Raw genomic sequence first — 15,114 nt, forward strand, 5'->3', positions numbered from 1 at the left:
CCGAAAACGGTGGGGGTTTGAGTTCCATTGAACGACTTGACAAGTTGACTAAAACCTTTATTGTTCGTACTTGCTTATAATAGAAAAGCGGCTGAGGTTTATCAGCAATAAGTAATTTCAAAAATGAAGGATGGTAGTGGTGAAAATTCGGGTGAACGACAAGAAGATGAACAGAAGGTTCAAGCTTTCTGGGCACAAGTTCCTCAAGGTTATGCTCCTGATGCTAGTCGTACTCCAGCAGGTGAGGTTTTTTCTCACAATTTGATTAGTACTGGCGAGCACACTGAAATCCCCAATGATGATGGTTTCCCGACATGGTTCACAAGAATTGCTGGCAAGTATGGTCATGAAAGTCACGTGCGAGATTCTGATGTATTTGGTCAAATCCTCGGGAACAAAGGAATTGAAAAAGTTGAGTATGATCCGAATGATCCTAGATTGCAGGCAATTCAGTTAAATCTAGAAAGCGGCATGCCTTTGGGTGAGTTTAAATTTGACCCCGGCATTTTACAGGTGACTGCCTACCAGCATCCTGATTGCATAAAAGGAGATCCCGTTTATTTGCTCGATACCACATCCGAGCACACCATTGATATAACCGGAGAGCAGGTTTTGGTTGTTGGTTGGGGGAGTTTGCCCTATGGAACATTTTTCCGTTGTTTTGTGCCAAGTCGAAATATGACTCTCGTGTGTGCCGTTCGTCCTAGTTCTGATGAAGTAGCTCGGGCTGTTATTCCAGCATCTTGGGTGGTTACACGATGAAACTCACCCTGACCGTAAGCACGCGCCTGGGACATTGAGAGAGTTTCACAAAAGAATTCCATTTGCCTCTTGCGGCGTTTCAACCTATAATCCCCCTGCTCTTTTGCATAGTGGGCAGGTTCCAGAGTGGCCAAATGGGGCGGACTGTAAATCCGCTGGCTCTGCCTTCGAAGGTTCGAATCCTTCCCTGCCCACCATACTGTGCTAAAGTTCCCCAGTCTCACCCTTAACTTTTTTGTCATGAAAACGATGTTTACCCTGTTCCTTGGACTGGTGTTTTTGGCTGGGTGTAGTCTTCAAACGGCTTCGGCGGATCGGGCGGCGATCGAGGAAATGGTGCGGGATCATGCGTTGGCGTGGGAAACGGGGGATAGGGAGCTCTTGGATTCACTGCTGCATGAAGACAGCGTGTTTGCGTATCCGGGGCGGCGCTTGAATAAAGCGGAAACTTTGGAGGATCTCGACTATTTTGCGGCGAATTTTGTGGACACCAAGGTCTACATCAACACAATTATTGTGGAGGGAAATCAGGTGGCGGTGGAATGGCAGTTCGCTACCACCAGCACCGGGAGTGGGGCGCGGCAAGTGGTGAGTGATGCCATTATTGCGGAGGTGAAGGATGGCCAATTCATCGTGTGGAAAGAATATTTGGACGGGCGCGTGAAGACGCTCCAAGAGAGTGGCGAGCTTTATTTTGAAGAAGGCGAGGAGCCCTTTCCTTGGCCGATGAAAACAGATCTTTATGGCACGGTGAAGCAGTGATATACTCCGCTGGCTTTCGGGCCATCTTAGCTCAGTTGGTAGAGCGGCGGTATCGTAAACCGCAGGTCACCGGTTCAATTCCGGTAGATGGCTCCATTTGAATTGCTCGGCCCGCTTGGGGTTGAAAAGATCCTTTTTTACTATATAATCGCTTGGCCCAGCGCCACTTTAGCTCAGCTGGTAGAGCAACGGTTTTGTAAACCGTGGGTCGTCGGTTCGATTCCGACAAGTGGCTCCATTTTTGGTTTGAACTTATTTAACTCTGGGTTCCCTTAACTGCTGCCTGCACACCCTCTGTAACGAGCGCGGTTTCATTGGATACAGGTCCTTTTGGCTTACTATAATCCATAATCTTCACCATAAGGTTGGCTACTAATTCAGTTCTCACAGCATCTCCTGTTTCTTTCGGAGCCCTATCTAGGATTAACCTTAACAAGTCTGGTAATTCTTTACCTAAACGTTCTCTATCCATTTCGTAGAGAGCCATTATTTCCATTGCCAAATCTGATAAGGCCTTTTCTACAGCAACCGTGAGAGGATCATTTTTCTTCAAATCTCCTCCAGTTCTCCTTCTGGTTTCGTAGTTCCCCTTCTTTTGATTGGCCAGAGCCACCGCTAGACCATCTACCAAAGTACTAACATTCCTGTATCGTTCATTTACATTTAAGGGCTCCATGGTTTAGTTGTTAATTTGTATGTTCATTGTACCACTTATTTGAAATAATGCAAGTATTGGGCGAGTAATTTACCACCTTATCCATCAAAGGAATATCCCTTACCACTGCGGCAAAACCAGAAAATAAACATAAAATACGTTGGAAACAGTGTGCTTCCATTTTTTGGATGCCCAGGGGAGATGAAAGCAATTTTATCCTTGGTATTTTTCTGGTGTCCACCCCACTTGAGCTTGCAGTGCTCTTACTGTGCCTTCCCAGGAAAGGCGTCTACCCATTGGATCCAATAGCAGTGTTCTTCCGGCTATAGCAGTGAGTGGCAAGAGGGTCCGTGGATTTTGTCCATACTCCCAGTCTGGGCGTACACCAATGACGCGAGTGGATCCTTCTGGGGAGAAACGGGATAAAGTCAGAAAACCATTTCCAGCTTGATCCGGGTGGACTAAAACACGACCTCCCTCTCTTTCAAGCTCCCATTCACCCACTTCACCATAGTCTCCTTCATTGCTCGCACGGATTTCACTTTGCCGGCGGAGTAAAGCGGCGGTACGCAAATCCACTGCTTCATAAGGCAACATTGAGCTGAAAAAGAGCCGCTGAGCCGCATCTCCTCTCCATTCAGGAGCCAAGAATGGCCCATTTCTCCAGGCTTCCTGAAGATGGATGTCTGGCATACACTTAAAAAGCTCTCTTGCAATGGAAACATGATCTTGTGGGCGTTGGTTGGAAACCAATAGGCCAATCAAAGCCCTGTGTGCACTGAGAACACTTTCACCCATTATGTGACCTCCCCAGTTTTTTGTTAGTTCCTTCAGCAAAAGCGCGTATTCAGCTAACCCTTGACCTAAATCTGCGTGGGTTTCATCAGAGTCTGTTGAGGGTAAGGTGGAGTCGTCACGCAATCGAGACCACGCAAGCTCTCCTGCTGGGCCTACCCACGCATTGCTTACGTCGTGGCCACGGTGTGGGAGGGGCAAAACAGTAATGCGCCAACCCAAAAGCTGATTTCTTATGGACCTGTCCGCATCATTAAGATCCAATTGATCCATGTCATTCATGTCTCTTGATACAGCTGCATCGAGGTGACCTTTGGCTATAGCACTGGTGGCAGCTGCGCGTGTCTGGGGAGAGACAGTAGTCGCTTCCGTCTTGGCCCAAAGATTGTCGTCTCCTTCTACTACTAAGGGTCTTGTTAAGCATTTTTGGAGTCCCTCCATACTTATGACGGGGTCCATTACAATTCGAAAGGTCTCACTAAATTCTGTTCCGAGAACCTCGTCAGCAGTGTGTGAATCAGCCATGGCCACTGCGACTGCACTCAAATAGGGTGGCCTCACATTCCCCTCATCGAAAACTGCACGGGCCGCCCTATAAGCTCCAGTTCTATCCAAGCGGTCCTTTACTTCAGGAATATCCATTAAGTGTATATAAGGCTTTATTCTAACCTTTTGAGTTCCTTGTTGCAACTTTATGAGAATTTACCCTGTAGTCCTACGGAAAAACCCGAATACAAACATAAAATAAGTTGAAAACATTGTGCTTCCATTTTTGGGTTGTCCAGGGGAGATAAAAGAGATTTTACGTTTCACCCTCGTTCGAGAGCAGAAAATAGACGCCACAAAGCAGGGCTGATTTTTAAGTCCAACTTCCTAAGACTGGCGCTGTCTTTCTAAAAATTGTCTCATGACCACTGCTCTTGTACCTTTCAGGGTATCGACAAATTCGTGTTCAACATGAATGCCACTTTGTGGGGTATGTGGACTTAGCTCTTGGCGGCTCCCTATGTACAACCATTCACCTCCTCGGGTTGTATTCAATGTCAGCGCTCCAAATAATTTCAGTCGAACTATATTTCTTACCACGTGACCCTCTAAATTGGGGATTTTAGTTTTCTGGCCCTTTATTCGCTTTAAGTACGGCGTAACTTGCCTCAAAAATTGCTTCAGCTGGGGCTCTAAGTCTGTCTATTTGATTCAAGAAATCTGGTTCAAGAATTTGGAATCCATCTGGCGTAAGATTACCGTTCAACAACATTCCTACTGCAGCACGCTTTGCTTGAATAGGAAATGCATTCCAGTTTGCAGGTAGTTGCGCACCTTCTCCCTTTGCTAGATCAGCTAGTCCTTTTGCGTCTAGATGTTCAACTAGATCGCTTGGCATTAGTGGGCCTGATGGACCTTCATCCATAGTATTGTGGGAAGATTATTATCTGCTTATTCTACCATCAAACATAGTTTCTTCCAATATCTTTCTTGGTATGCATAAAGGGAAAGCCCCTCTCCTGGCGACAAAACCCGAACACGAACATAAAATAAGTTGAAAGCATTGTGCTTCCATTTTTGTTTGAGGCATTTGTTCATTGGCTAGGCGTATTGGTATTCCTTACTACTCTTGGCTTCACCTACACCCACCCATACGTACAGCTAGGGGTCGATTTGGGATGCCCTGCCCCTGCGATTATAGGCGCACATAACATAACTTGTAGTATCTTTAATGGTTTGATATAGTGCATCCTTAAACTTAAAAATGTTCTTATGAGACCTGGCGAATCACAAACTTATGTTGACCAACTGACCCAAGGGGAACTTCGTGATTACCCAGGAATGTTGCGGCGAGTACTCAGCCTTGTGGAGAAACCTCTGTCAACATTATTGGAAGCAAGTGCAGAAGTTAAAGCTGCAAACACGACAGTACAAAGCGCACTTGATTGCTTAAGTTTAGATGACCGTGCAACATTTGATACAAAGATTGTGCCACCTGAGAAGATGGGGAGATTTTCTGTCCAGTATAGAAACCCGATGAAAATTTCTGCTAGAGCAGGTGATTCATTGGCTCTGCGAGCTGCTGTCCTTGCTTCCATTGATGAGATTGTTGCAGTCTTTCACCAGAGACGAGACGGAGTCTTGGCGCATGCTAGGTTTCAAGGAGAAGATCAAAAAGATACCCATGGACACACGGTCATCGCGGCACCGTTTCTTTTGTTGGATGTTGGTGGCCAAAATGGCTCTTTCCCACTTGAACTCGTACAAGCCTCGACACCCTTACATGTACAAACGCTTCCAGCACAATCCCATTTTGATAGAAGGTTTGCTGAAATGTCCTTCAGTCTTGATCGTTCACGTAATCCTAGCGCTACTGTACCTAAATCCTTCCTTGAGGGGGTCCGGGGGAGTGACAAACATGCGATGCCTCATATGCGTCGTACTGATGGAAACGTTTTTGAACTGGCGCGCAATCTACTTTCTCGACTAGGTGGTGAAGTCATTGAATGAGGTTTAGTGTAGCTTTAGCTTATTCGTGAACATAAAATAAGTTGAAAGCATTGTGCTTCCATTTTTGGGTTGTCCAGGGGAGATAAAATGGGTTTTATTCCTCTTCTTGCTCAAGTTTTGAGAAGTAATGCTTCAGTTTTGGTTGAAGGAAGGCATCAATTTGAGCTTCGAATTGGGCGACACACATGGAGAGATGGTTTTTAAGCTTGTTCAGTCGCCATCGCTGGATTGCGCCTTTCTCTTCAGAGGGAGAGCCGACGAGGCTGCTTATATTTCCCGCTAAACTGAAGCATGTTTTTGCAAGACTTGGGGCATCTTCTCCTGCAAAATATGGAGACTGAATTAGTGCTTGCAATGAGGAGTGTGAATGTCGGGCTAGCTCAATATTATTAAATGCTAGTAAACCTTCGATTTCTGACAAAGTAACATTGCAGATGCTGCTGAGCTCCATCGCCTGTTTGACAGTGGCGTTGAGTTCATCCAAAGATTCGAGCAGAAAACTGCTTTTTATTGCATCCTCTAAGTCCCTCACCCTCCCTTGTAGTGTTCCAAAGATTTGGTCTATTTCGGCATGTGCTTCTTCGGCACTTTTCACTGGATCAGGAACCATGCCTAATCTGACCCCAAGTTGTTCTGGAATGGTTCTTTTTTTTCCTCTGTTCAGTTATAACTCTAGCTTCGTAAGCCTGAAGAACTTGTGCAAGAATACCCATAAGCTGGTCTGCAATCACCTCCCTTGCAAAGCGTATTTGAGGGGCAAGTTGATCTCTTTCTCCGCTTTTGATTTTTACCGCTAATCGGTGAAGCAGATGTTCAATCAAACGATATTGAATTTCTTTGCTTCTCACTTGAGTAGGTTCAATCCCACCTAGTTCATGCATGCTACTCCCAAAGAGAGCTTCTTCCACTCCTTTTGGAAGACTAGCTCCAGGCTCCACTAAACTCTTGATGATGTCATCAGAAGTAGGTCTTGGTACCATCAATTGAGTTTCAGGCATATCTTCCTAGGCTTAATGTTGGAAGTTAATATAAATTATTTGGTAGAACTGTCAAGTTCTGCCGTATTTCAATTGGCTTGAACAAAAGAAAATCCCTTGCCCCTACGACAAAACCCGATTACAAACATAAAATAAGTTGTAAACATTGTGGCTCCATTTGACTTCAGGTTGCAATTATGTTTTAATTGTGCCTTTTAAGTATCCTAAAATGAAGCTAAGAGAGGTGATTGCTGGCATATTTCTCGTAAGTTCGCCTGGACTTGCAGCTTGTACGAATAGTCCACAAATTGAAGCGGCCCCACGAGTGGAAGGTTTGGCACCCGATTTAGAGGCGCTTGAGCTAGGACAAGAAGTGAAACGCTCTCTGGAAGAAACAGCTCAGGCACTATCAAATCTACATTCGCAATGCAAGGTATCAAAAGATGATGAGGCCGTATTATGGCTAGGAAATACTAGTTTCACGCCCGTCAAAGGGTACCAAACTGAAACGGAAAAAGGAGATGTTTATGTTTTTCGTTACGATGGGCTAATACCAGACGAAGACAAAACAGGTCGTAAAATTCCTCTGCATGAATTTTACATAGTTCAGCCTGAGAAAGGAACGATGCTTATGGTGACTGAGAAAGATGGGGAGTTGAGCGAACTGAAGGCCCTTCACTACACAGGGAATATGGTGGATGCAGCTGGTAAAATACTGGGACCTTTAGCATTGAGTAAAACGACAAGTGGTATTTCATTCAATGTAGATTTGTCACAAGAGGTAGATGCACTGACAACTGCTTTTGGTGAACTCCGAGGAGGATGTCCTAGCCGATACATTGTGCCTGGAAATTCAAACCAAGCTTATCAAAGCAATATCTATCTTATGTTCTCTGAAAACAGAGGTTGGAGCAATCCAGATTTAAGAATACATCAGGACTGGATTGAATCGGGGATTGCTCGAATTGGGTCGACCTGTGGACAAGCTGCCAACGATACTCGAGAGGCATATCAAGAAGTCACTCGAGATTACTCATTTCGCTATTATCCAGAAGATTGGGATATAGCACAGGATAGTAGCGGTGCAGTTGATGGCAATATTATCTATGTTAATGGGGGAACTGGAGTATCAGCAGTGATCGTACATGAAATGACTCACGGCCTAACGCCTATCCCATATGGCATGGGACTTTACACCCTTTTCAGCGAAGGAGTGGCTGACGTTCTGACTCACATCTCAGGCCTGTCTCTCCCCTCATATAAAGCATATGTCGATGAAAGCCTGCTCAGTGCAGCTTTGGGCCCTAAACTATATTGTGCACCACTCAATGACCCTACTTTCTTTTATAATAACACCCAAGTAAGTACGCATAATCCCTCTTTGCGCCAATTATCTGATGATTTCGTAGAAGGTTGGGGCATCAATAGGGCAGATAAAGAAAAAGTATGGGCGATCTTTAACCCTGAAAGAGGTAGAAATAGACAGTATCAAGATTCTATCACCGTTCGAATCCCAGAACTCAAACGTATTCTTGAACGAAATCACATAGATTGGGATACATTTTTACTCGCAGTTGATCCCACATCTGGAAGGCTAGCTGCAGAATGGCGGGAGCTCTAGCATAAAAAACCCCTTCCCACTGCGACAAAACCCGATTACAAACATAAAATAAGTTGGAAACATTGTGCTTCCATTTTTAATGGTACTTTAAAAGTGCGCCGTGTATAGTTGGCTTACATTCCTTATCTCCATGTTATGAAAAAGAAACACATACCCTTTCTGGTTGTAGGTCTTTTGGTAGTTCTATTTGTCACTGCAGCTTTTTCTGATTTTGATAAACTTAAAGCTGCATTTTCGGGCGCTTTTACTCCAAGGGACATAGTGGTGTCTCCTAGCGGCTCGGACACGGGAGCGGGAAGCTCTACAGATCCTATGTCTCTGGAAGGCGCATTAGCCTCAGCGCCTAGTGGAGCTACGCTAGTGCTTTTATCTGGGACTTATCCTGTGGAAGAACCTTTGGCATTGGACCGTGAACTTTCAATGAAAGGGAGAGGAGGAGCTGTAATTGACTGTTCAGAGATCGATAGTGACCTATGGTGTATGGAGTTTGGGCCTGGTATTGGAGACAGTGTACGCTTTGAAAATTTCACCTTCACTCATGCGCTAAACGGGGTTCATATCCAAGGTGGATCCCCAGAGTTCGAAGACATGACCTTTCTCCGTGGAACATTAGAAGACTCATCTGGTTCAATGGATGAGTCCTACTTCCTAGTCAGCGTGGAAGACGGTTCTGCAGATTTTAATATAATAAACAGTAAATTTTCTGTCGCAGGCTCACGGTTTGGAGGCACAGGCTATGAAGGGGTTGATGGATTACCCTTTGGCTTACACATTACTGACGGCTCCTCTGCTACAGTCACTGGTATGGATTGCCAGGGGTATTACTTTTCATGCGTGCTCTTTACTGGTGGTGGAAGTAGTGGTGAAGTAAGAAATTCACTATTTGCGGCCGTTGATTCAGGAGTCATGATTGATGAAGGTGCGGGTGGAGTCGACATTCTAGGCAATGGTTTTATCTACATCTATGGGAATGCGATCTATTTTGGGGAAGGAGTGGGTGAATCATTTATTGCTCAAAATCAATTTGCTTACATAGACCATTCCAGTGTGTACTTTAATGATTTTGCTGAAAATGTTGAAGCTGAATTGATGGCAAATTTCTTCAGACCAGGTGGGCCTTTTGAGGGAGATCTTTCTTACAGCACGGATAGCTTCGTGGGTGAATTGGATATTACGAGTGGATACGACTTGTATGTTGATGAGGTGGAAGACTTGTATGTTCACCATAATTTCTTTGAAGGGACCGAGGATAGAACTGCGATTCTTATTAGGGGCGGTACTGATCCAATTGATGGGAATCTACTCATAGAGCAGAATTGGTTTGATGACTATGCAATTGCCATTGCTCTGTCTGCTGAAATTAAAAACCTAATCGTCAACAATGTATTTTTGAATATGACGAGGGCTATCGTTGCTGGTGGAACTATTACATTTGCCTACAATACACTTGTCGGCGGTGAAATCGGTCTGGATCATTTTAGTGACTATCCAAGTTTGATTGTGGACAATATATTCGTTGGCTTTGATGCTTTTGCCATTACTAGTGCACTAAGTTTCACTGATAGTGTTCAGATGGGTTTCAATGCTTTTTTTGACAATGGAACGGATATTGATGGAGTCCTCGATTATGATGACCTAGGGGGCAATGTCTATGATGATCCTGACTTTGTGGATTCTGATGAAAATGATTTCCATTTAGAAGCTGGTTCACCTCTGATCGATGTAGGCTCTGGATTTGTTAGTGTGTCAGGCGACTATGAGGCTGATCCACGCGTAGTGCCGGACATTGGTGCCTTCGAGTACTAATGAGGGGCGCATCCTTTCTGATTGTTGTTTGGGCATTGTTTGTCCCCTTGGTGATTTCCCCTTGGGGATTTGACACCTTTGAAACTCCGAAAAATGTTCTTTTCAAAAGTGCATTGGCGCTTGTTTTTATGCTGTGGGGAGGTGCTCATATCTTTGGGAAAACATCTATTGGGCCAAGACTGACCCACAAAGAATGGTTGATGCTTGCTGGATTTCTTGTGATTCTTGGCTTATCAATGCTGACCAGCGTTCATCCTGAGCTTAGTTTTTGGGGCAGTCTTGGCAGGCAAGGTGGGGTTATTAATTATTTAGCTTACGCTGCGATCTTTGTTGTAGGTATTCAACTATTTGGAGAATCTTCTACCCGCGCAAACAAAAATCGACAACTTTTTCTAAAATGCGTTCTTATCGCAGGAGTTTTAATGTCAATAATCGCATTACTGCAGAGAGCAGGAATGTACTTTTTTGGACAAAATCTGATAGATGGTTTCGCTGGCCGCTCATTTTCCACGATAGGAAACCCTACCATGATGGGCGCTTATCTGATTTTCCCCATTGGCGCTGCACTAGCTCTTCTACAAAACTCTAAACTCAAAGAGCGTGACTGGTGGCCTGCAATACTATGGGGTGCCATTGCCTTGATGGTGGCGGCTCTTTTTGCTGCAGAAAACCGTGCGAGCATTCTTGCTCTAGGTGTAATGGCTATGCTGCACGGTCTGTTTCTTTTACGATTACGAAATCGTACAAAGTTCTTGCTATTTTCCCTGGGAATAATCGCACTGATGAGTGGTCTATACTTATTCAAGGATGAAGTCAGATCGCTGGCCTCACGCTGGAGCATATGGACCAGTTGCATTGAATGGCTCAGTCAAAATCCATTTGTAGGCAGTGGAGCTGAAAGTTTTGGCCTAATCTTTGAATCCATAGTTCGGCCCGACTTCTTTGAAACAGAGACCTACTTGAGTCTAGCGGACCGCCCCCATAATGAATTTTTAGAATGGTGGATACACTTTGGCTTACTGGGTGCTCTTTTTTATGTGTGGCTGGTTGTTAGCTTGGTGAAGGCATGGCTCACTCAGACACCTCAACAGAAGCACCTAAAGCCTGAAGCCTACTGGATTGGACTCGCTCTAATCGGGTTTTTGGTAAGCAATCAGTTTAGTTTTTCAATCGCAATACATGGACTGTACTTTGCACTTTTCTTAGCTTTTCTGATTTCTTACTGCCCTCGTAAAGGTGTTGCACTTAAACCTGTCTTTACAAAAGTAGTAGCGAGTTTGGCTTTTGTGGCGGGCCTAGGGCTTTTGATTATACAAGGAAGTATCCTGATAAAGGATAGTCAAATGTCCTCTGCTGTCTCAGCTTTTAAGAATGGTCACGCTGAAGAACTTGCAATGCATCTTGAAGCAATGAGTCGCTGGCAACCTCACTATCCAGAGTACTACCTGGCAGGAACTGATCTGGCGATTGCCTCAGGAGACCTGGCTCTAGCTCAGCAGCTTAATGGCGTGCACCGTCGCATCACTCATGATGGAGCACAAGCTCTTCTAGTGGCAGCTGAAATCTCCTTTTACATGGATGACCATGAGGCAACTCTCGCAATCTATGAATCTCTGGAAGCTGATGGTCGTAATCTACCTCTTCTCTATCAACATTGGGCGCGTGTGTTAGTGATTTTGGAAGATTTTGAGGCTGCAGCACAAACCTTTGACAAACTTTTTGTCCTTTTACCTGATTACTGGAAAGCAAATCCAGACCAAACTGAACTGATGAGCTTTGAACAGAGAATTTTCTGGAAACAACATCCCTGGTTTGTAGATGTACTTGAAGATGCTAAGAAAGCATATGAAGAAACGGGTAGAACTGAGAGTTTGCAAAGCAAATGGATACCCTGATAGATCAATGCCGTAGGCTTGTAATGGCACATTTACGCATAGGTGGTGACCTTTTTTAGAAACAGAGATCCTTAACTAGTCTACCCATCGTTTCCACCAATTATTATTTCGCGACAGGAGGGTGGGGGCTCATCCAAATCGCCTTGGAAAATGCGTTGAATTTGCTATGATGACCTCTTGTTGTAGGGCTAACCCTGCGTTTATGACATCCCAAGATTCACAAAATGTTCGAGATTGGCTGGAAAGCGGTCCCTATGAGCGCGCTATCGCACCATTTAAGAAGGACTTGAGAAATTTTGCCCCATTTCAATTGGAACGGGTGGCTCTTAGCGTGGAGGGAATATTAAGGCAAGCCCCTCTCCAGCTCCAGGACTGCGACCTCGTGTTAAATCCCGTTGCATCGCTTGGGAAGCTCTCCGCTGTACTCAAAGGTTACCTGGCGGTGGGGACGGAAGGCCTGTGGCATGGGGTACCTTCTGCACAGAGACCCTCCGGTTCTTCGCGGTTGGGTACGATTTCACTGCCGGATCTCCCCCGTTTTGCTGAGGGCCTGCCTGACATCGATGCCGGACATCATGATAAGCTCCTTGACTTGAGAGGGCGCCTTTTGGGATGTGAAACTTGGCTTATTCCAAAAACTCAAGCTGTTACGGCTCATTTTGGGTCGCCAGCAGACCATATCATGAGGGCAAGGCTGGAGGGTGATCCTTACAACTGCCCCCCTCAAGAGCGCCCTGGCTCGACTCCTGTAGATATTGAATCCGTCAAACAAAGCGTGCGAGACCTTGTTGGTGATCTCAACGGAGGAATCGCGGAGGAAACCGACCGTGCAGGTTCCATCGGCCGTTTCGAGGTTTTGTCAATAGCGCCGTACGTACGCAGTCTGTTTAGTTACATCGCTCAAGTGAGCCGTACCGCTAGCAATAGGGAGGAGCTTATGAGGACCATTGCAGAAGAATTGGTTGCATGGGGGCCTCGCTTCGAGCAGCCTCGTGATCAAGTGGGTTGGCTTCCGGATCCTTGGAAGGAGATTAAAGATTGGATTCTCCCCGCTCGACCCATCACCCCGCAAGTTCATGCTCTTTGGGGACGCGTCAGCGAAAGGCCTAACACTGCTCGTGTACTCCTCCATGGGCCTGGGAGGAGGGTGAGTATGGAGGAGTCGGCTTACCTAGAGTCTCGGCTTCATATTCCCGGTGAGGCCCCTGATGATGGCAGTGGATCACAAGTATCCTTGTTTGCGAGGACTGCAGGAAACGGGCCCGAATTGAGACTAGAGGCAGTGCGCGGGAGCACCTTCCTGCATGGCGCAGACGCAGAAGTTGTTGTCGGATTTCAACAGACTTATCCTAATGTGCGAAGCATACACTGGGGTATTGCAGAGGAGGCTCGTGAGGCGCATAGAAAGAGTGGGGGCGGATGAGCATTTTTACTGAATGAAAATAGGGTGGCTTCACAGGATTTGACTTATTTTATTTCTTTGTTATAATAGCACTCTGTTCTAGCGCCCTACATTACCCTAATTACATGCTCGATTCTGCCGCAGATCGTCTTCCAGTCCAAGCTTCTCTTACTCTTAGTCCCGCTCTTCCTAACTTAAGATCCCTCAACCAATATCTTGGTGGTATGGTGTTTTTCCGTGAGTCAGAGGATGCCCCATTCACCCGTGGTCGTTTAACTCTGGAGCCCAGAAAGACTGGTGAGCTGGCGGGCGTAGCGGAAGGAGTGCTTGGTTCCCTGCAGGGTGCGGGTGTCATGCAATCTGCTCCAAAATCTAGAGTGGGAACTCCTCCACACATGTCTTATTCCATCACACCAATGGTGGGAGATGACCCCTCCGTTCTAATCTCAGATTTGGGTGATTTTGGCAAACTGGAAATATGTGTTTATGACAATTCTCAGGAGCGCGATGAGAAGATGGTGAAGGAGATCGAAGGGCTAGCTTCCAGATTGGGTCTGAATCCTATCGGCTTTACGACGAAAGATGGGCGCTACTGGGTTGAACTACCTGGTGCTCCAGCCGGGGCACGGTTTTATGTGGAGTTCCATTCCCATTTTGTTCGCATTGGGTATGGTGGTGAGGACGCTAGATTTAATACATTGTCGGACCGCTTGATTAACCAGTGGGGCCCTAATAATGTCGAGCTCTCAGCGGGAGATGTGGGTGTTTCTAGTGGTCTTCGGCTATCAGAGTTGGAGTATGGACGGAATTTTACCATTGCTCAGGATGTGAGCGACCCATTGTCTCCCTCGAGTGTGCATTTACGCGCTGGAGATGTCGTCTGCTTACGAATGCTTGATGCTGATGACAAAGCTTACGATAGCTCTACCCCTCTGACTGAGTTGCTTGTAAATGACACTACAAGATTTGAATTGTCTGCCGAAGAGCTTTCGCGGATGATCGTGAAAACTCGGTTGTGATGGGACAGGCTGCGTTTAAGAAACTAGCGCAAGTTTGAAAAAGCGTTTATTTCTGTTTCCACAGTCCCGTCCGGGTAAAACATGGCGACGGAACGAAGGGCATGGGGGTCGAAGGTGTGGTCTGCTGAAGAGCAAAACTTGTGGTCGCAGCCAAGCAGGGTGACTGGCCCTAAATTAGTCTGAATAGTCCTTAACCCTGCTGAGTTTCGATCGTGGCCAAAGACGAAGGTGCGCACGCCGTTTTCGACGACCTCGTCCCAGATGCAATTTGTTTCCAGAGGGGTGGCCGCTCTCCTATTGTCAGCGCATGTTATCGCTTGCACCCCTGCGAGCCATCCTATGCGGTGATACTCCTCTGCAAAGGGCTTCTCCCCTTGTAAGACTTTACTCATGGCATCTCGGTGCTCCTCATTTAGATGTGGATAGTTTATGGCATTCAATGTGCTTGGTGTCGGCGGCGTGTGTTGAAAAACCACCCCATCGATTCTATGGAACAGCTTCATGTCCCCATACAATTCACAGAGCGCCTGCCCTTCTTCACTCTCCCGTAGCCGTTTTAAGTAGTCCGTGTCCGCTTTTCGTGCGGCAAAAAACTGGTCTATGTCCAGGGTGCTTGGAGCGAGCTCCAAGAATCGTCCCAGTTCAAAAATCCCTCTTATGCTTTGTTTGTGGATTTGCTTCAGATTTCCCCCAAGACCGTTGGTTATAAAATTGACCCCCTCGTGGTCGTGATTCCCCAAAATCGTCGTCAGCGTTCCCCCGTTCTCCTGAATTTGTCTCCTGAGATCCCGAACGAACATGGCGATGTCGAAGTCATCTTCGTAACGATCTGCGGTCAAATCCCCCCAAGAGGATGAGATCAGTGTCTTTTAAGGTCCACCTGTGGAGAGGGTCCACTGCTCTGAGCGCCCTGAGATCGGACTT

At 46.1% G+C, this 15,114-nt stretch carries 13 protein-coding genes and 3 tRNA genes; 11 read left to right on the top strand and 5 right to left on the bottom strand.

All coding sequences use genetic code 25. The annotated features are described in order from the left end of the window. The first annotated feature begins 123 nt into the window (after positions 1 to 123). From WC777_01715 to WC777_01735, 5 genes are all read left to right on the top strand, one after another. Positions 124 to 780 carry a hypothetical protein gene (locus WC777_01715; protein ID MFA6023915.1) on the top strand — a complete coding sequence of 219 codons (657 nt, stop codon included), beginning with the start codon at positions 124 to 126 and terminating at the stop codon, positions 778 to 780. Positions 781 to 874: 94 nt separating this feature from the next. After that, positions 875 to 959: transfer RNA gene (locus WC777_01720), tRNA-Tyr, on the top strand. Between the two features lie 43 nt (positions 960 to 1,002). Beyond that, positions 1,003 to 1,554 (top strand): nuclear transport factor 2 family protein, encoded by a 552-nt coding sequence (locus tag WC777_01725; GenBank protein MFA6023916.1) that lies wholly within the window; start codon positions 1,003 to 1,005, stop codon positions 1,552 to 1,554. Next, positions 1,545 to 1,620, top strand: a tRNA-Thr gene (locus WC777_01730). The genes WC777_01725 and WC777_01730 overlap by 10 nt, the downstream gene beginning before the upstream one ends. 66 nt (positions 1,621 to 1,686) lie before the next feature. Further along, positions 1,687 to 1,762 (top strand) — tRNA-Thr (locus tag WC777_01735). A gap of 18 nt (positions 1,763 to 1,780) precedes the next feature. On the opposite strand, the gene WC777_01740 is transcribed toward WC777_01735, so the two are convergent. From WC777_01740 to WC777_01750, 3 genes are all read right to left on the bottom strand, one after another. Further along, positions 1,781 to 2,200, bottom strand: a complete 420-nt coding sequence (locus tag WC777_01740) for a hypothetical protein (GenBank protein ID MFA6023917.1) — start codon at positions 2,198 to 2,200, stop codon at positions 1,781 to 1,783. Positions 2,201 to 2,392: 192 nt separating this feature from the next. Beyond that, the gene (locus WC777_01745) at positions 2,393 to 3,616 is read right to left on the bottom strand and encodes a hypothetical protein (GenBank protein MFA6023918.1); all 1,224 of its coding nucleotides are present in this window, start codon (positions 3,614 to 3,616) and stop codon (positions 2,393 to 2,395) included. Between the two features lie 466 nt (positions 3,617 to 4,082). Next, a complete protein-coding gene (locus WC777_01750) occupies positions 4,083 to 4,385 on the bottom strand; it encodes a hypothetical protein (protein ID MFA6023919.1) in 303 nt (100 codons plus the stop codon). A gap of 347 nt (positions 4,386 to 4,732) precedes the next feature. Between WC777_01750 and WC777_01755 the strand changes: the two genes are divergently transcribed. Further along, positions 4,733 to 5,482, top strand: coding sequence for a hypothetical protein (locus WC777_01755; GenBank protein MFA6023920.1), 750 nt, complete (start codon positions 4,733 to 4,735; stop codon positions 5,480 to 5,482). Positions 5,483 to 5,564: 82 nt separating this feature from the next. Here the strand turns inward: WC777_01755 and WC777_01760 are convergent, their stop codons facing one another. Continuing rightward, on the bottom strand, positions 5,565 to 6,065 hold the full coding sequence (locus tag WC777_01760; GenBank protein MFA6023921.1) for a hypothetical protein: 501 nt from the start codon (positions 6,063 to 6,065) through the stop codon (positions 5,565 to 5,567). Between the two features lie 611 nt (positions 6,066 to 6,676). On the opposite strand from WC777_01760, the gene WC777_01765 reads away from it, so the two are divergent. The 5 genes from WC777_01765 to WC777_01785 all read left to right on the top strand — a co-directional run bounded on the left by WC777_01765 (position 6,677) and on the right by WC777_01785 (position 14,217). After that, positions 6,677 to 8,068 (top strand): hypothetical protein, encoded by a 1,392-nt coding sequence (locus tag WC777_01765; protein ID MFA6023922.1) that lies wholly within the window; start codon positions 6,677 to 6,679, stop codon positions 8,066 to 8,068. Positions 8,069 to 8,203: 135 nt separating this feature from the next. Continuing rightward, complete coding sequence (locus tag WC777_01770; GenBank protein ID MFA6023923.1) at positions 8,204 to 9,874, top strand: hypothetical protein; 1,671 nt, start codon at positions 8,204 to 8,206, stop codon at positions 9,872 to 9,874. Between the two features lie 50 nt (positions 9,875 to 9,924). After that, positions 9,925 to 11,772: an O-antigen ligase family protein gene (locus WC777_01775; protein MFA6023924.1), complete on the top strand. Its 1,848-nt coding sequence runs from the start codon at positions 9,925 to 9,927 to the stop codon at positions 11,770 to 11,772. 199 nt (positions 11,773 to 11,971) lie between these two features. Then, positions 11,972 to 13,258: a hypothetical protein gene (locus WC777_01780; GenBank protein MFA6023925.1), complete on the top strand. Its 1,287-nt coding sequence runs from the start codon at positions 11,972 to 11,974 to the stop codon at positions 13,256 to 13,258. A gap of 38 nt (positions 13,259 to 13,296) precedes the next feature. Continuing rightward, the gene (locus tag WC777_01785; GenBank protein ID MFA6023926.1) at positions 13,297 to 14,217 is read left to right on the top strand and encodes a hypothetical protein; all 921 of its coding nucleotides are present in this window, start codon (positions 13,297 to 13,299) and stop codon (positions 14,215 to 14,217) included. On the opposite strand, the gene WC777_01790 is transcribed toward WC777_01785, so the two are convergent. Beyond that, positions 14,214 to 15,029: a hypothetical protein gene (locus tag WC777_01790; protein MFA6023927.1), complete on the bottom strand. Its 816-nt coding sequence runs from the start codon at positions 15,027 to 15,029 to the stop codon at positions 14,214 to 14,216. The genes WC777_01785 and WC777_01790 overlap by 4 nt on opposite strands. Between the last annotated feature and the right edge of the window lie 85 nt (positions 15,030 to 15,114).

Source organism: Candidatus Gracilibacteria bacterium (genome assembly GCA_041661045.1).
Classification (GTDB): domain Bacteria; phylum Patescibacteriota; class Gracilibacteria; order UBA1369; family 2-02-FULL-48-14; genus 2-02-FULL-48-14.